This is a genomic window from Proteus sp. G4415 (assembly GCF_963896075.1).
GTDB classification, from domain to species: domain Bacteria; phylum Pseudomonadota; class Gammaproteobacteria; order Enterobacterales; family Enterobacteriaceae; genus Proteus; species Proteus mirabilis.
The window spans coordinates 1-16,793 of the sequence record NZ_CAWQOK010000056.1; the positions used below are offsets into that span (position 1 = coordinate 1).

The 16,793-nt window shown below is 36.6% G+C and carries 15 protein-coding genes; 11 read left to right on the top strand and 4 right to left on the bottom strand.

Features of this window, described 5'->3' with window-relative positions:
- Positions 1 to 72: 72 nt before the first annotated feature.
- On the bottom strand, positions 73 to 1,671 hold the full coding sequence (locus tag AACU95_RS06040; RefSeq protein WP_012367927.1) for an ABC-F family ATPase: 1,599 nt from the start codon (positions 1,669 to 1,671) through the stop codon (positions 73 to 75).
- Between the two features lie 251 nt (positions 1,672 to 1,922).
- Here AACU95_RS06040 and AACU95_RS06045 point away from each other — a divergent pair, with 251 nt between their 5' ends.
- Together AACU95_RS06045 and AACU95_RS06050 are read left to right on the top strand one after the other, a co-directional pair.
- Positions 1,923 to 2,378 carry a YaiI/YqxD family protein gene (locus tag AACU95_RS06045; RefSeq protein ID WP_004242949.1) on the top strand — a complete coding sequence of 152 codons (456 nt, stop codon included), beginning with the start codon at positions 1,923 to 1,925 and terminating at the stop codon, positions 2,376 to 2,378.
- Between the two features lie 56 nt (positions 2,379 to 2,434).
- Complete coding sequence (locus AACU95_RS06050; protein WP_087740777.1) at positions 2,435 to 3,835, top strand: amidohydrolase; 1,401 nt, start codon at positions 2,435 to 2,437, stop codon at positions 3,833 to 3,835.
- Positions 3,836 to 3,912: 77 nt separating this feature from the next.
- Here AACU95_RS06050 and yidZ read toward each other — a convergent pair whose 3' ends face one another.
- The 3 genes from yidZ to mnmH all read right to left on the bottom strand — a co-directional run bounded on the left by yidZ (position 3,913) and on the right by mnmH (position 7,341).
- Positions 3,913 to 4,884 carry an HTH-type transcriptional regulator YidZ gene (gene yidZ / locus AACU95_RS06055; RefSeq protein ID WP_049201928.1) on the bottom strand — a complete coding sequence of 324 codons (972 nt, stop codon included), beginning with the start codon at positions 4,882 to 4,884 and terminating at the stop codon, positions 3,913 to 3,915.
- Positions 4,877 to 6,061, bottom strand: a complete 1,185-nt coding sequence (locus AACU95_RS06060) for an MFS transporter (RefSeq protein WP_049236803.1) — start codon at positions 6,059 to 6,061, stop codon at positions 4,877 to 4,879. Before AACU95_RS06060 ends, yidZ begins: the two co-directional genes overlap by 8 nt.
- Positions 6,062 to 6,252: 191 nt before the next feature.
- On the bottom strand, positions 6,253 to 7,341 hold the full coding sequence (gene mnmH, locus AACU95_RS06065) for a tRNA 2-selenouridine(34) synthase MnmH (protein WP_017628112.1): 1,089 nt from the start codon (positions 7,339 to 7,341) through the stop codon (positions 6,253 to 6,255).
- Positions 7,342 to 7,644: 303 nt separating this feature from the next.
- On the opposite strand from mnmH, the gene AACU95_RS06070 reads away from it, so the two are divergent.
- The 9 genes from AACU95_RS06070 (at position 7,645) to AACU95_RS06110 (ending at position 16,743) form a co-directional block, all read left to right on the top strand.
- Positions 7,645 to 7,926 carry a YtcA family lipoprotein gene (locus AACU95_RS06070; RefSeq protein ID WP_004242955.1) on the top strand — a complete coding sequence of 94 codons (282 nt, stop codon included), beginning with the start codon at positions 7,645 to 7,647 and terminating at the stop codon, positions 7,924 to 7,926.
- A 3-nt stretch (positions 7,927 to 7,929) separates the two neighbouring features.
- Positions 7,930 to 8,970 carry a multidrug transporter subunit MdtN gene (mdtN, locus tag AACU95_RS06075; protein ID WP_004242957.1) on the top strand — a complete coding sequence of 347 codons (1,041 nt, stop codon included), beginning with the start codon at positions 7,930 to 7,932 and terminating at the stop codon, positions 8,968 to 8,970.
- The gene (locus AACU95_RS06080) at positions 8,957 to 10,813 is read left to right on the top strand and encodes an FUSC family protein (protein WP_036908021.1); all 1,857 of its coding nucleotides are present in this window, start codon (positions 8,957 to 8,959) and stop codon (positions 10,811 to 10,813) included. The genes mdtN and AACU95_RS06080 overlap by 14 nt, the downstream gene beginning before the upstream one ends.
- Entirely contained in the window at positions 10,810 to 12,285 is a 1,476-nt protein-coding gene (locus AACU95_RS06085) for a TolC family protein (protein ID WP_004242959.1), read from the top strand. Before AACU95_RS06080 ends, AACU95_RS06085 begins: the two co-directional genes overlap by 4 nt.
- A 57-nt stretch (positions 12,286 to 12,342) precedes the next feature.
- On the top strand, positions 12,343 to 12,741 hold the full coding sequence (locus AACU95_RS06090; RefSeq protein ID WP_017628110.1) for a DUF6122 family protein: 399 nt from the start codon (positions 12,343 to 12,345) through the stop codon (positions 12,739 to 12,741).
- Positions 12,742 to 12,832: 91 nt separating this feature from the next.
- Positions 12,833 to 14,185, top strand: coding sequence for a molecular chaperone (gene yegD, locus AACU95_RS06095; protein WP_004242963.1), 1,353 nt, complete (start codon positions 12,833 to 12,835; stop codon positions 14,183 to 14,185).
- Positions 14,186 to 14,322: 137 nt separating this feature from the next.
- Positions 14,323 to 15,348 carry a threonine aldolase family protein gene (locus tag AACU95_RS06100; RefSeq protein WP_017827709.1) on the top strand — a complete coding sequence of 342 codons (1,026 nt, stop codon included), beginning with the start codon at positions 14,323 to 14,325 and terminating at the stop codon, positions 15,346 to 15,348.
- A 172-nt stretch (positions 15,349 to 15,520) separates the two neighbouring features.
- Positions 15,521 to 15,784: a DUF3811 domain-containing protein gene (locus tag AACU95_RS06105; RefSeq protein ID WP_004242966.1), complete on the top strand. Its 264-nt coding sequence runs from the start codon at positions 15,521 to 15,523 to the stop codon at positions 15,782 to 15,784.
- A gap of 359 nt (positions 15,785 to 16,143) precedes the next feature.
- Entirely contained in the window at positions 16,144 to 16,743 is a 600-nt protein-coding gene (locus AACU95_RS06110) for a LysE family translocator (protein ID WP_004242968.1), read from the top strand.
- The last annotated feature ends 50 nt before the right edge of the window (positions 16,744 to 16,793 follow it).

The window sequence follows — 16,793 nt, forward strand, 5'->3', positions numbered from 1 at the left end:
AATAAAATAAAGGCTTGGAACGTAAAATAACACCAAGCCTTTTATTTTTTATATTAATAAATAAGTGGGGTACTAACCATCAATCCCTTTCTTAGCCAAGAACTCATCATAAGTGCCTTGGAAATTAGTCACTTTTTCAGGCGTAATTTCAATAATGCGGTTAGCCAATGAGCTGACAAACTCACGATCGTGAGAAACAAAAATTAACGTCCCTTGATAGAGTTCTAACGCCATATTCAGTGACTCAATAGATTCCATATCTAAGTGGTTGGTAGGTTCATCCATAATCAGAACGTTTGGTTTTTGCATCATTAATTTACCAAACAGCATTCTGCCTTTTTCACCACCAGATAATACTTTGACTGATTTTTTAATATCATCTTGTGAGAAAAGAAGGCGACCCAATACACTACGCACCGACTGTTCATCATCTTCTGGCTTCATCCATAAACTCATCCAATCGAAAACGGTCATATCAACTTCAAAATCAGTGGCATGATCTTGTGCATAATAACCTATAGTGGCATTTTCAGACCATTTAACGCGTCCATTATCAGGCGTTAATTCACCCACTAATGTTTTGATCATGGTTGATTTACCCACACCATTGGTGCCTAAAATCGCCACTTTTTCGCCCACTTCCAGCATCATATTTACGTCTTTAAATAAAGGCGCATTTGCTTCATAACCTTTAGCAATATTCTCTACTTCTAAGGCATTACGGAATAATTTCTTCTCTTGCTCAAAACGAATAAAGGGATTTTGTCGGCTAGAAGCTTTGACTTCGGTTAATTGAATTTTTTCAATTTGTTTTGCACGCGAAGTAGCTTGACGAGATTTTGATGCATTAGCACTAAAGCGGCTAACAAAGGATTGTAATTCACTAATTTGTGCTTTTTTCTTTGCATTATCAGCGAGTAAACGTTCACGCGCTTGTGTTGCCGCTAACATATACTCATCATAATTACCTGGGTGAACTGTTAGTCCACCATAATCAAGATCGGCCATATGAGTACACACCATATTTAAAAAATGGCGGTCATGGGAAATGATGATCATAGTGCTATTACGTTCATTTAATGTTTGTTCTAGCCAGCGGATCGTATCAATATCTAAGTTATTCGTCGGTTCATCAAGTAATAAGATGTCAGGATCAGCGAATAGGGCTTGTGCAAGGAGCACACGTAGTTTCCATCCTGGCGCCACTTCACTCATTGGGCCATTATGTTGCTCAAGTGGAATACCAACGTTTAATAATAATTCACCGGCACGTGATTCAACGGTGTAACCGTCCATTTCACCGAATTTCACTTCAAGATCGGCAACACGTAAACCATCTTCTTCGCTCATTTCCGGTAAGCTATAAATACGTTCACGCTCTTGTTTAATTTCCCATAACTCAGCGTGCCCCATAATTACCGTATCAAGCACGGTAAACTCTTCATAAGCAAACTGATCTTGTTTTAGCTTACCCAAACGCTCATTAGGATCAAGGAATACGTTACCGCTAGTAGGCGCGAGATCACCACCGAGAATTTTCATAAAGGTGGATTTACCGCTGCCGTTAGCACCGATTAAACCATAGCGATTACCGCCACCAAACTTAACAGAAATGTTTTCAAACAGTGGCTTCGAACCAAACTGCATAGTGATATTATTACTTATTAACAAGACGAATACTCATGATTAGTGAATGATAAAGATAATGGGGCGGCATTATGCCATAAACTTACCCCATTAAGACAGTAGAGTAAGGTTAGCCGATGACTTATTTTACGATATCATGCACTTTTACGCGTTAATCACTTAACACTTAACTCAAAAAGACTATGTGATTTATCTGCTTTAAATAACGATATGAGTGGGAATGTGTTATTTTAATAGGATTAATTTTCAAAAAGAAACAATCAAAGAGAGTTACTATGCCGATATGGGTTGATGCTGATGCCTGTCCTAAAGTTATTAAAGAGATACTTTATCGGGCAGCAGATAGAGAAAAAGTGATGATCACTTTTGTGGCAAATCAGCGATTAAGTATACCCGCATCGCCTTATTTGCGCACATTGCAGGTTTCTGCAGGTTTTGATGTGGCTGATAATGAAATTGTACAACGTGCAAACCAAGATGATTTGGTGATCACTGCCGATATTCCTTTAGCGGCTGAAGTGATCGAAAAAGGGGCTATTGCACTAAATCCTCGAGGTGAACGTTATACAGAGTCAACAATCCGCGAACGATTAAATATTCGTGATTTTATGGATACGATGAGAGCAAGTGGCATTCAAACAGGAGGACCAGCAAGTTTATCACAGCGCGACCGGCAACTTTTTGCTAATGAGTTGGATAAATGGTTACTACAGCAAAAACGTAAAAAATAATAAATTATCAATAAAATAATAAACTTTTGAATATTCTTACCATCCGAGAGGTAGTTATGTCATTTACTAAATCAATGCTTGCACTCGCTGTTATGGCGGTTTCTTTTACTAGTCACGCAGCCAAACAGGCTGATTTAATGATTGTCGATGGCACAGTGTTAACAATGGACGCACAAAATCAGGTTATCGAACAAGGAACGGTTGTTGTAAAAGAAAATAAAATTATCGCCGTTGGGGGGCCTGAGTTAACACAAGAATACCAAGCCAACAAAGTGTTAGATGTGGATGGTGATATCGTGATGCCAGGATTAATTAATACCCACACACATGCATCAATGACGGTTTTTCGCTCTTTAGCCGATGACGTGCCAGACCGATTACATCGTTATATTTTCCCTTTAGAAAATAAAATGGTGTCTCGCGATATGGTTCGCGTGGGAGCAAACCTCGCCAATGTTGAAATGGTAAAAGGGGGAGTAACTACCTATGTTGATATGTATTATTTTGAAGATGAAGTCGCTAAAACGGTTGATAAGATGGGAAATAGAGCCATCTTAGGTGAATCAGTGATTAATTTTCCGGTGGCTGATGCACAAACCCCTGAAGAAGGCATTCAATATGCTGTCAATTTTATTAATGAATATAAAGATCACCCGCGCATTATTCCTGCCTTTGCACCTCATGCACCTTATACCAATACCACAGAGAACCTGCAAAAAATTGCTAAACTCTCGGTAGAGCTTGATGCCCCTGTGATGATCCATTTAGCAGAAACCGATAGAGAGAAAGAAGAAATTGCAAAACGAACCGATGGTAAAAGCCCAGTTCAATATATGGCAGATATTGGCGCTTTAAATAATAAAGTCATTGCCGCTCATGCGATTATGGTTGATGAGCAAGATATTGATTTATTAAAAAAATATGATGTAGGTGTGGCTCATAATATTAGTGCTAATACCAAATCAGCCAAAGGTGTTTCGCCCGTTGTTGCCATGCTAGAGAAAGGTGTTCGTGTTGGTTTAGGGACTGATGGGCCAATGTCGAGCAATACACTCACAACGATGAATGAGTTAAATTTAGTAGGCAAAATTCATAAATTAGAGAATAAAGATCGCGCCGCAATGCCACCATTAACCGTTGTTGAAATGGCAACAATAGGCTCAGCCAAGGCATTACATATGGAAGATAAATTAGGCTCTTTAGAATCGGGAAAACTTGCTGATATTATTGTTGTTGATACTAAAGCACCTAATATGGTGCCTATGTATAGCCCATATGCAGCATTAGTTTATGGTGCGAATGGAAGTAATGTTCGTCATACCATTGTAGATGGTAAAATTTTGATGGAAGATCGCCAACTGTTAACTGTAGATGAACAAGCGATTATCAGTGAAACTCAAAATTTCGCGAATAAAGTACGTCAAACCGTTGTTGATAGTGGTGAAGTCGTTAAATAGATTATACTAATATAGCGTTAATAAGTTTATAAAAGGTGATTTGATATCAAATCACCTTTTTTTATTATTTTAAACTATCAGATATCGGAAGTTTGTTGGTTAATACTTTTTCTTATTGTATTTCTTAGCCATATAATTTTTGTATTATGGCTATTACGCTTATGCCATAACAAAACAAAAGGTAGATGAAGCTGTTCTAAAAACACAGGGGGAAGAGGTATAGGTAATGTTACAATATCAGGAAAATGTGTTTTCACATAATAACGACAATATCCTGGTGCACAAGTAATTAATTGATGATCAGGTTGAGATACCATAAAAAGAGATTGCTCAAAAGAAGTATAAGTAATTGCTATCTGACGACTTTTGTTTATTTCTTTTAAGATATTATCTAAAGCCCAATGACTTTGTTTGTCATATTCTGTACTCACCTGAGAAAAAGATAAAAAATTATTAAGATCCCACTTCATTTTCATTAACGGATGATTTTTGTGTAGATAAACAAGTGGGATATCATCAAATAATATTTCATAATCAATCACATCAGGAAGTAGCTCTAATAACTCTTTTGAGCGTGAATAGTATTCACGTCCAACAAGCCCAATATCAACTTCTCCATCAATAATATTAGAAAGAGAATTATATTCCCAATTTTTTATCTGAAGTGTGGATTTTGGGTAATGAGATAATATTTGTTGTGGTAAAGAAGGTAACATAACCTGATGTAACGGCGTTTCTAAAACTAAATTAAATTTAAGTCCGACAGGAACTTCTGTATTACGTTTATTAGCTATATGGTGGCTAATATTAATAAAATCAGATAAAGAATCTTCAATACTTAACGATAATGGTGTTGGGATCAACCCTTGTGGACTACGGATAAAAAGAGGATCATCAAACCATATCCTTAATTTGGCTAATGCTTTACTCACAGCAGAAGGAGAAATGGATAACCACTTAGCGGCCAAGGTGACACTGCGCTCCTGTAAAAGAATTTGAAATATGACTAACAAATTCAAATCAATTCTATGTAATGGTTTGTTAGACATTATATTTAACCTTTTTTTGTTCTGTGAACCGAGGAAAGCATAGAAAAAGAGTACCTACAATACAACTGATAAATAAAATAACCACCAACATATTTATTGAGGATACTTCAATCCACCCCATTACCCAAATATAAAGTGAAGAAAAACTTAATTGTGAAATACCCAGCACAGAGCTCGCAACGCCGGCTCGTTGGCTAAATGGAGAAAGTGCTTGGCTCATAATAATCCCAAATAATAACGCAAATCCTGAGCCGCATAATGCAAAGGTAATAAAAAACCAACGCATTTCACTCTTTTTCCCTATAAAAAGGAAAATAATACCTATTCCAAAACATATAAACCCTACTGATAAAATATGCTTATAGCGGTATTTCATTAATATTTTTGGCATTAAAAAAGAAATGGTCATACTTATCATTGCTAATGATGTCATTAATATTGAATACTCTCCTGTTGAATAATTCATTTGTTGCATCACTACAATAGGGGAAATATTGACATAAGTAAGAATAACGGCCATTCCTAAGCAGGAAATAAGTAAACGACTTAAAAAATAGCGAGTGAAAAAAGAGTCTGTTGTTGGTTTTATTACAGATAGATTTACTTTTTTATTTTTAATTTCTTTTTTATGGTAAGTCTCTTTTATCCCCAAAAAACAAAAGATAAAAACCAATAGGGAATAAGCCCCCATAAGATAGAACATCATTGACCATTCGCAATATAATAAAATAATAAAGCCTAGAACGGGAGCTAATACCGGAATAATACAAGTAATACCATTTATCATAGAAAGTACTTTAGCACGTTGTTGTTCTGTTAATGTATCTCTTAATATCGCAAAAGTAACAACGTAACAAAAACCTGACCCACTACCTTGAAAAAATCGTGAAATCAAGAACTGTTTTTCCGTTATCGAAAGCCCAGCACTTAATGACGCTAAGAAAAAAATCAGAGTACCAAATAAAATAACAGGCTTACGACCTAAATTGTCACTGCACCATCCAGCAATTAACATGGATGACACCATTCCCATCAAATAAATTGAAAATGCATGGTGCAATGTCACTTCAGAAGCATTTAAATCGCTAGCAATTGCTGTTAATCCAGTTAAGTATAGATCAACACCAAGAGGATAAATCAATACTAAAAAAAAACTAAAAATAACATATTTAGTCATAAACCACCTCGTTTTAGAAAGTGGCATTCTAGTAACTAAAAAAAATAAAACCTAATGATAAAAGAGCAATCGCTTATTTCCATAATGGAAATAAGCATGCTTTTAGTTTTTATATCCTTTATTTTCTACTTATCTTTAGGGATATATACTAAAATTCGATTTATTTTTTATCCTATTTTCTTGCGTGGGAGTTAATGGTTAGCAAACCATTGTTCAACTTCTTCATAGCTACCCGTATAGATAATTTTATCTTGTTTTTTACTTAACTGGTAACGATACATAGGATCGTAATATTCTTTTAGTAAAGGCGATAACCATGAAAAATGCACTTCTGTATTCGCACTTATTTTTTGTGCGGCTAAAGCATTATCAAGTAATTGAGTTAACTCCGCGGCTCTTTGAGCACCTAATCGACGTCGAATAGCATACAATCCATGATGCAAATAATCACTGTATTCTTGCCAACCTTTTTCTTCACCATACGCTTCAATAAAGTCATGAGTCATACGATCAAAATATTCTTCTTTGAGTCTTGCCATACGCCGCTCAAATGGATCATCCACCACAACCAAATGGGCTGTTGCCATTTGTATACGCAAACTTTCCGGTAAACCATTAGCACCTATAGCACGGCCTTCGTCTTCGAGTACCCAACGCGAATGATAAGGGGATTTTTTTAACATATCGACAGCAAGGTAGTTTTCGAAAGTCGCTTGAGCAAACTGAGCCTCAACAGTGCGACCAAATGAGGAGCCTCGATGATGAGCGAATCCTTCTAAATCAATTCCCTCTGGTAAAGAGCGTACTAAGGTTGTTTTACCATTACCTGTACAACCACCAATTAAGATAATAGGGCGTTGTACTAGCTCATTGGTCATTTCGATCGTCGCTTGTCTTAACGCTTTATATCCACCTTCAATTAAAGGATAATCGATGCCTATTTCAGCTAACCATTTTTGAACAATGTGTGAACGCATACCGCCACGAGCACAGCAAATAAATCCGGAAGGAAAACGCTCGCAAGCCTCGCGCCAAGCAGCAACACGATGTGCTTTTATCTCGCCTTTAACTAATTGATGCCCCAACTCTACCGCTTTTTGAGAGCCATGTTGTTTGTAGCAAGTCCCTACAGCCGCACGCTCTTCATTATTCATTAAAGGTAGATTTATTGCGTTGGGCATCGCTCCTTGATTGAATTCTATTGGCGCACGAACATCAATAATCGGTGTTTCATTGGCAAGGAGTCGGCGTATATTTTGAGCAGAAAGCGTTGATTCCATAATAAAAACTATAATATCTAAACAGGCAGAAAGATTGTCTACTATACTCTTAAAATTACCTAATAGCACACACAGAGCACGTTTTTGTGAGTAATAAAATCAAACTCTATTTAACCAGCACTGCGGCATTATTTTGAAAAGCGTATTTAAAATAAAGAAAATTGAATTGATCATAAATAATTCAACTACAATAACCTTATGCTATTTTTAGCAAAATAATATAAGTCACTTTATTACAACTAAAAATATTATAGTATTGATAGCTATGAATGGATTTAATCATAAAATGATAGGTGCATTACCTTGAACTTAATAAAAAAACATCATCGAATTATCAGCTTAACTGTGATGACTGTATTGTTGACGGGCTGTTCACAAGGGCATTCTCCTTTTATTCCTATGCTAGGTGCTTATTTTCCCTATTGGATGTTATGTACATTTATTGGCCTATTAGGTGCTTTTTGTCTACGGGTTTTACTTATCTACTGGGGAATTGATGATAAATTGCCAGTACCTTTGTTATTTTATTTTGCGATTATGCTATCAATTTCTTTAACTATCTCCTTACTTTATTTTACTTATTAAACTATGGATAAAAAAATTAAAAAAAGCCTAGCACGCGTGATCACCATTATTGTTTTTTTGATAACGCTCATTTTATTATGGCAAAGTATTCATATATCGGCATTAAATCCTCTTAGTGAAGATGCCATCATTGATGCAAATAAAATTAATATCTCAGCCTCGGTGCCTGGACGCATTGCTGCTGTTTATGTCAAAGAAAATAGTAAAGTCAAAAAAGGCGATTTACTGTTTACACTTGATCCCACAATGTACGCACTCAGGGTAGAGCAAGCAAAAGAGCAACTACAGATTGCACAAGCGACATTAAGCAATAAGCAACGTATTATTATTGCGGAAACATCCAATTCAGAAGTGGCACAAGAGCAAATAAAACGTGCGCAGGTCAATTTATCATTAGCCACACAATCATTAAATCGATTAGAACCTTTATTAGCAAAAGGCTTTGTCACAGCACAACAAGTCGATGATGCTCGGACGTTAAAACATGATGCTGAAGTGACATTAAAACAAGCACAGAAACAGAATGTGGCATCTGAAGCACTTATTAATAATACCGATTCAGAAGAAGCATTAGTCAAATCATTAAAAACATCGCTTGCCATGGCAGAGTGGGAGTTAAGTAATACTGAGGTAAGGGCGCCAAGTAATGGATATATTGCCGGGGTCGTTTTATCTCCCGGTGAATTTATTTTATCAGGGCAATCTGTTTTTACCTTAATTGACTCTGATACTTGGTTTGCTTCGGCCTATTTTAAAGAGACGGATTTAAATAATATAAAAATTGGTAGCTGTGTGGTGATTTACTCCATGATTGATAATCAACACCCCATTAAAGGTAAAGTTGAAGGGATTAGTCGGGGAGTCATGTCGACCGACCTGATTAATATTCCAAGAGACTTACCTTATGTACCTAAATCATTAAATTGGGTACGGGTTGAGCAGCGTTTTCCTGTCAAAGTCATTATTACTGAACCACCAGAAGCACTCATGCGCATCGGTGCCACTGCTACTGTAAATATTGTACCTAACGATGATGACTGTTAAATCTTCGCTGATAGCAAAACAAGTCAAACAAGATTTATTACCTTTTGACTATCGGTTCGCCACTACGTGGCGCATAGCGTTACTGTGTGCCTTAATGGCCGTGATCGCTATGGTTTATGAAATCCCTGAATCAGCAATCAGCTGTTATTTAATTATCTATTTGATTAAAGCGGATGCAGTACAAAATATATTACTCTCCCTTGGGGTCATTATTTTATGCTCCATTGTGGTTGGTGTGGCGTTAGTACTGTTTAATCTCACTATTCAAAATATTATTTTACGCTTCTTTTTTATGGCTTTTTTCTCAGCCATTTTTATGTATTTAGCTTCAGCAAGTAGTCTTGGTGATATAGGCAATTTAGTTGCTTTGGTGATCGCCTTTTTAATGACGCTAATTGAAGATATCCCATTTGGTGATGCTGCAACCAGAGGATTGCTTTATGCGTTATTAATGGCCGTTTCGCCGATGCTATTGGTGATTATATTCAATTATTTTTTTGGTATTAGCCCACGGAAATTACTGCTTAATAAAATTTCAACGCGCTTTATGGCAGCCCATGATTTTTTCTTAGGGAAAAAAACTAACCAGATAACGCTGAGTGAAATACTAGGAACACAAGCAGAATGCCAACGTTATTTGATGGTTATGAAAATCCTTTATCTATTAGGTAAAGAAGATATCCAATGGTTAGAAAACATGGTTGATAACTCCTATGCAATATTAGTTATGTCAATAACAATGGATGACAATACCTCAACATCGTTACGTTTTATGTTAGCGAAAAGATGTAAATATATTGCGGACTGTTTTGCCAATCACTCGTTAGATAACATTAAAGATAGTGTGCAACGTCTTCAGCCAATAAATAGAATCGCTTTATTGGATAAATTTAATACTATTTTGCTAACAAAACGAACCACTAAACCCATTAAAAAAGCCACACCCTTTTTTGTAAGCGATGCATTTAGTAATCCTAATCATAAATACTTCGCTATTAAAACAACTCTTGCCGCTATTTTATGTTATTTGTTTTATGATTATTTTAAATGGCAAGGTATCCATACAGCGATGATCACTTGCTATGTGGTTGCACTTACTTCAGTGGGCGAAACGGTTCATAAACTTACACTAAGAATAATAGGGTGTCTGATTGGCGCATTAATTGGCATGATCTCACTGCTTTATATTATTCCTAATATTTCTGATATTTTTCAGTTGATGGTATTGATCTTCTTCTGTCTTTTACCTGCAGCCTGGGTTGCCGCCGGTAATGAACGTATCTCTTATGCTGGCGTACAAGTAGGGTTAGCCTTTTTGCTAACGACACTACATGGCTTTAAACCGAGTTTTGATATGGATGTGGTTTCCGACCGTATTTTGGGTATTTTATTAGGCAATATTGTTATGTATGTCATTTTTACTCGAGTCTGGCCCGCGAGTATCGTCAATACAATATACAAACAGCTCGCCACGATTTTAGATGACTATACAAAGTTAAGATGCTCTGCCAATAAAAGTGAGTGTTTAGATTTAGTCGCCTCTATTAATGAGACTATTGCACAATCTAAAGATAATATTGATTTACTGCTGTTTGAGAGAAAAGATAAAGAAAGAAACAAAGTATTCACCTTGTTTTTTAAACAGTCATTAAGCAAGATTTCTTACATTAGTCGCCATAGTTATGCTGATAGGTTTATTTTTGATGATAATGGTGAGTATTCCGATACACTGCCTTTATCTCCAGATGATTTTAAGAAAAATGTCTTAACTGAAGAAATAAAAATGTTGCCCATCAATGAAAGAGAACAAGTATTTAAACAGTTAATAAGAGAAAATAGATGATGATAAAATCGGCCATTAATCATAAAAAATATATTCTATCATCGTGGTTAAGTTTATTACTTGTTGGATGTATTGATACTAGCGATTATGGGAAATACTCAGCACAACAACCGATGCCTTATAATAATACAAACTATATGGCAGCTTCTGAGCAATACCTCGCCACACCTCAGCAAGAGCAAACCACTAAAACGAGCTATGGATTGGCCGAGCTTATCGATCTTGGTCAGCAAAATAATCCTGAAACACGGATTGCTTGGTTATTAGCGAAAAAATCAGCCACCGATATTGGTATGGTAGAAAGTACTTATTTGCCGATTATTACCGCAACGGCATTGGCAGGTTATCAAAGAGGAAAAGTAGATTTACCCGCCAATCCAATTGTTGATGATATTAAAACATCAAACAGTGCTTTTATTCCAGCGTTAACCTTTAGATGGCTTATTTTTGACTTCGGCAAACGAGGAGCTTTAGCCGATGCCGCTAAACATGCTTCTTTGGCAACAAACCTTAATTTTAATCTGATGCATCAAAAAATAATTCATGATGTTTCTGTTGCCTATTTTAGTTATGGTGCGGCCCTTAAAAAAGTCACTCTTACCCAAGAGGCACTGCAAAGAAGCAAAGATATTTTATATGCCATAGAGCAAAAACGTGCGCGGGGATTAGCAACCGTATTAGATGTTGCTTTAGCCAAACAACAAGTTGCCCAAGTAGAATTACAACATGTGTTAGCTAAAGGTCATGAAAAAGATCAATATCAGTTATTACTGTCTGCAATAGGTGTCTCTCCCTTTGAAAAGATAAAAGTGAATTATGATAATGACGCGCGCTTACCTGATGATATTTCCCCATTGACTCACGATGTGATAAAAAAAGCGTTATCACAACGCCCTGATATTTTAGCTCACTATGAATTAGAGCAAGCGGCATTAAAAACGGCACGCTCTGTTGAATCTGACTATTTTCCTAAAGTGTATCTCGCCGGTGCTCTTGCTGGTGGTTCGGGGCATTTTGATGTTCAGGGGTTACCTGAAATTAGCCAACGAACTTCATCGTCGAATATTTTAATTGGCGTGAGTATTCCCTTATATGAAGGGGGCATGCGTCAGTCGCGAATGAGCAATGCTCAATCAGATATCCAATTAGCACAAGAAAATTTGCGCAAAAGCCAAGATACGGCAATCAAAGAGATCTCTCTCAGTGAGAATGCGTTAAGATCGGCCCTTGAAGCAAACAAAGCGGCTAAAAATCTCGTTGATACCGCACAATTAAGTTATACCGCCAGTGTCGATTTTTTTAACAATGGACTAGGTACAGTAACGGAGATTAATACCGCAGAAATTGCACTATTAAATGCACAACTCTCACATATAGATGCTTATACAGGCTCATTAATTGCCGCAGTAGATTTAGCCTTTGCTTTAGGGGATATTGATCAGGGCTTACCTAATATACACCTTGATAAATAGAGATAATCACCTTATAAAAAGGGCTGCCTATCAAATAATAAAGCAATAGAGACTTTTGTGATCTTTGAAATCGCCAGAACAATAATACATTATGGTTTACATTTTTTAGCGCCAATAGCACTCGCTTATCTATTTTGGGGTAAAAACTGGCGGCTTGCTGCGCTTCTTATGATGAGTACGATGGCAATAGACATTGACCATTTGTTTGCAACGCCAATCTTTGATCCCAATCGTTGCAGTGTTGGTTTTCATCCATTGCATACTCTATGGGTTGCCATTGTCTATATCGTTTTATGGTTTATTCCTTCTTGGAAATGGAAAGCCATTGCCGTTGGGTGCTTATTTCATCTATTAACCGATTCTGTTGATTGTTATTTAGGTGGTTTAAAACCTGATATGGCTATAACAATAAGCTGTAATAAACTTTATTCGCCAGAAACGCCATTCGAATATTAAAAGACAAAACACCACAATCTGGTAGTAATTACAATAAGCTTGATGTAGAGTGCTCAGTCTTTTTTTTAACGAAGTCTAGCTGGGAGGCGATATGTTTATTGGCTTTGACTATGGAACATCAAATTGTTCTGTGGCAATAATGAAAGAGGGGAAACCAACGCTATTACCTTTAGAAGGTGAGAATGTTTATATTCCATCTACTCTTTGTGCGCCAACCCGTGAATCTGTTTCCGAACATTTATTTCGCCACTTAAATATTAAACCTACCAACTCTATTGGCGAACAACTATTAAGAAAATCAATCGCGTTTAATCGTGATGAAGATATTGAATTAGTGCCTGAGGATATTGTTTTCGGTCAGGCGGCATTAAGTTTGTATCTAAAAGATCCCCGTGATGTTTATTACGTCAAATCGCCTAAATCTTTTCTTGGTGCCTCAGGCTTACATGAGATACAAATCAGCTTTTTTGAAGATTTAGTGTGCGCCATGATGGCCAATATAAAACAACAAGCGGAACAAAGCACCCAAGAAACCATTACTGATGCCATGATTGGTAAACCTATTAACTTTAATGGGTTAGGGGGAGAGGCTGCCAATAAGCAAGCCGAGCGTATTTTAATTAATGCAGCTAAACGAGCCGGCTTTAAACAGGTTTTATTTGAATTTGAACCGGTAGCCGCTGGTTTAGAATATGAATCCACATTAACCAAAGACCAAACAGTCTTGGTAGTTGATATTGGTGGTGGTACAACGGACTGCTCATTGATTCAAATGGGCCCTAGCTATCGGGGTAAAACCGATCGTGCCAGTACACTATTAGCGCATAGTGGACAACGTGTTGGTGGTAATGATCTTGATATTTATCTAGCTTTTAAACAGCTAATGCCTTTATTTGGCATGACAGGGCTAACTTCATCGGGCATAAAATTACCGTTAAAACAATTTTGGGATCCTATTGCCATCAATAATGTTGAAGCACAAAAAGATTTTTATTCTCAACAAAACTTAGCGGCATTAAATCAACTACGTCGTGATGCTCAAGAGCCAGAAAAGATAAAACGCTTAATTGAAGTCTATAATGAAACACTAGGATATGGCATTGTCCGCAAAGCGGAAGAGGCGAAAATGGCATTATCAGATTGCCATACCTATTTAGCCAGCATCGCGTTATTAAGTGAAACATTAGAAACCAATATCACTCGCCAGCAAATGGTTGAAGCCATTGGATCCCCTAAAGATAAAATGATTGATTTGGTCAATGATGCCGTACAACAAGGGGGCGTGGTACCTGATGTGGTGTTTATGACGGGAGGCTCTGCGCGTTCACCGATTTTATGTCAAGCTATCGAGCAACAGTTACCTAATGTGCCTATTGTAAAAGGTAATGATTTCGGCTCAGTAACCGCAGGATTAGCCCGTTGGGGTGAAGTTTGTTTTAAATAGGCGGTTTTAAATCGCTCTATTTTTAAATATATTAGACTCAGCATGTGGTGTTTATTTGATAATTTGTCAATTAAAGGCCATATGCTTTTCTTTTATCTATAATAGACAGACCAAACACAACATAAATAGGAGTACACGTGTACCGCTTCCAAAATGATTATAATGAAATTGCACATCCTGCGGTCATGAAGGCAATTACAGATACAGTAGGTCAACGTTATGATGGTTATGGTATGGATACCCTTTGTCATCAAGCTAAAGAATTAATCAAACAGCGAATTAAACAACCCGAAGCGCAGATCCATTTTTTTAATGGTGGCACCATCACTAATTTAACCGCTATTTCTCACTTTTTACGCCCACATCAAGCAGTAATTTCTGTCAGTACCGGGCATATTGCGACTCATGAGACGGGAGCAATTGAGGCAACAGGCCATAAAGTGATCACCACTTTTTCTGCTGATGGTAAATTGACCCCAGATTTATTGAAGCCGATCCTCGCTGAACATAACGATGAACATTGGGTGCAACCTAAACTTGTTTATATAACCAATGCCACTGAAATTGGTACGGTATATCGTAAAGCCGAATTACAAGCGTTACGCGAATTTTGTGATGCACATAATTTATGGTTATATCTTGATGGTGCACGTTTAGCGACAGGGTTGATGTCTGATAATAGCGATCTGACGATTGAAGATATCGCACACTTAACAGATGCTTTCTATATTGGCGGCACGAAAATTGGTGCTATGTCAGCAGAAGCATTAGTGATTTGTCATCCTGCATTAAATTCTGATTTTCGCTTTAGCTTAAAACAAAAGGGCGGATTACAGGCAAAAGGTTGGTTATTAGGGGCACAATTTGCGGCGTTATTTAGCGACGACCTCTACTTTAAATTAGGTAAACATCTCAATGAGATGGCCTCACAATTAGCCGCATTCTTTATTGAGCATGGTTTTGATTTTTTAGCACCACCAGAATCTAACCAAGTGTTTGTCATTTTACCTAATGATATTGCAGAAAAGCTAACGCAGCAGTTTGTTTTTCATCGCATATTACTTGACGATCCACAGCTAAGCTGTTTGCGCCTTTGTACTTCTTGGGCAACAACACAACAAGATATTGATGATTTTAAAGTTAAATTTCTTAAACTTATTTAATCGGTCTATCTGTTAGTTTAATCCTTCACTCACTTTATGATATTACGCGTGTAATAAGCGCGTAATATCTATCTCGATCGCGTTTTACTATCAAAAAAGGCAATTGATTGATTGTGAGTCGTTGAAATGATGTTATATTAAAGACTCCTTTCTCAATACAGGGTGTGATTGTATGAAAAAGCTGACTCTTCAAGAGATGACAGATGCCCAACAGATGCGCGTTAGAACCAGAATCGGTCAAGAGAGAAAGAAATTGGGGCGTGAATTAACTAACGCCGAAATGAATAAAGTGAAAGATGCTATTATTACCGAAATCTCCCTCGAAGTAGAAAAAGCCAGCAAAAAAGCCCTTTCCCAGAAGAAAAAACAGAAATTAGTCTCTAGTGATGAAACCTATAGCTGGTCTGCCCAAAACCATCGTCGCGGGTATCGTTAGCAATAACTATTATATTAGCCCTAATATATCAATATATTTATTAGGGCTAATAGTTATATTTTCTTGAAAGGTATCAGAATAATATATTTGTAGGGCAGGTTATATCTTCTAGTAATAAGTCACCTTCAATTACCTTATTATATAATATCGTTATTTTAACTTATCATACCGTAGAAAATTCCATATAATAGAATAAAAGCTGAAACTTATCCATATGGATAGACAAATTCCTAAAATAATGAATTTCTCTAGCGCTAAGTATTACCATTCCTATAAAATTAAGCACTAGTTGGTAAATAAAAAAAGAAAAGGCAATTTAATATCTCCTTATTCATTATTTATTGATTAGAATTTTATATATGACTTTCGACATTTTTTTATCATTAGCCATATTTTCATTTGTTACATCAATTACACCAGGCCCGAATAATATTATGCTTCTAGCATCAGGCATTAACTTTGGATTAAAACGTACAATGCCTCATGCTATCGGTGTGTCTCTCGGTTTTTTTGTGATGTTATTGGCTGTGGGGATAGGCATAGGAGCACTTATTAAATCATCGCCCATTATTTACAATATATTAAAATATCTCGGAGCACTGTATTTATTGTGGTTAGCTTGGAAAACGGCAATTAGTCATTCTGTTGAGCAAAATAGTAATAGACAAGGCTCACCGTTAACCTTGTTAGAGGCTGCATTATTTCAATGGATTAATCCTAAATCATGGATGATGGCGATTTCAGGGATAACATTATATACCTCACCACAATATCCTTATATTTCAATGTTGTTAGTTGCTATTATTTTCACATTAATTAATTTTCCTTGTGTTGCTATATGGGCCACTTTTGGTCATAGCTTACGAGAGCGATTAAAAAATCCCAAAATATTAAAACTATTTAATTTTATTATGGGTGGTTTATTAGCATTAAGTGCTATTTCTGTATTATTCCAATAAATAGAAAAGGGCAAGTATCATCTCGCCCTTTGTATAATCCTGATGTTAAC

What these genes read in the sequence shown, in the direction of transcription:
- AACU95_RS06045 (WP_004242949.1), top strand. Translation starts at nt 1,923, where the DNA reads ATGCCGATATGGGTTGATGCTGATGCCTGTCCTAAAGTTATTAAAGAG.
- AACU95_RS06050 (WP_087740777.1), top strand. Translation starts at nt 2,435, where the DNA reads ATGTCATTTACTAAATCAATGCTTGCACTCGCTGTTATGGCGGTTTCT.
- yidZ (WP_049201928.1), bottom strand. Translation starts at nt 4,884, where the DNA reads ATGTCTAACAAACCATTACATAGAATTGATTTGAATTTGTTAGTCATA.
- AACU95_RS06060 (WP_049236803.1), bottom strand. Translation starts at nt 6,061, where the DNA reads ATGACTAAATATGTTATTTTTAGTTTTTTTTTAGTATTGATTTATCCT.
- mnmH (WP_017628112.1), bottom strand. Translation starts at nt 7,341, where the DNA reads ATGGAATCAACGCTTTCTGCTCAAAATATACGCCGACTCCTTGCCAAT.
- mdtN (WP_004242957.1), top strand. Translation starts at nt 7,930, where the DNA reads ATGGATAAAAAAATTAAAAAAAGCCTAGCACGCGTGATCACCATTATT.
- AACU95_RS06080 (WP_036908021.1), top strand. Translation starts at nt 8,957, where the DNA reads ATGATGACTGTTAAATCTTCGCTGATAGCAAAACAAGTCAAACAAGAT.
- AACU95_RS06085 (WP_004242959.1), top strand. Translation starts at nt 10,810, where the DNA reads ATGATGATAAAATCGGCCATTAATCATAAAAAATATATTCTATCATCG.
- yegD (WP_004242963.1), top strand. Translation starts at nt 12,833, where the DNA reads ATGTTTATTGGCTTTGACTATGGAACATCAAATTGTTCTGTGGCAATA.
- AACU95_RS06105 (WP_004242966.1), top strand. Translation starts at nt 15,521, where the DNA reads ATGAAAAAGCTGACTCTTCAAGAGATGACAGATGCCCAACAGATGCGC.
- AACU95_RS06110 (WP_004242968.1), top strand. Translation starts at nt 16,144, where the DNA reads ATGACTTTCGACATTTTTTTATCATTAGCCATATTTTCATTTGTTACA.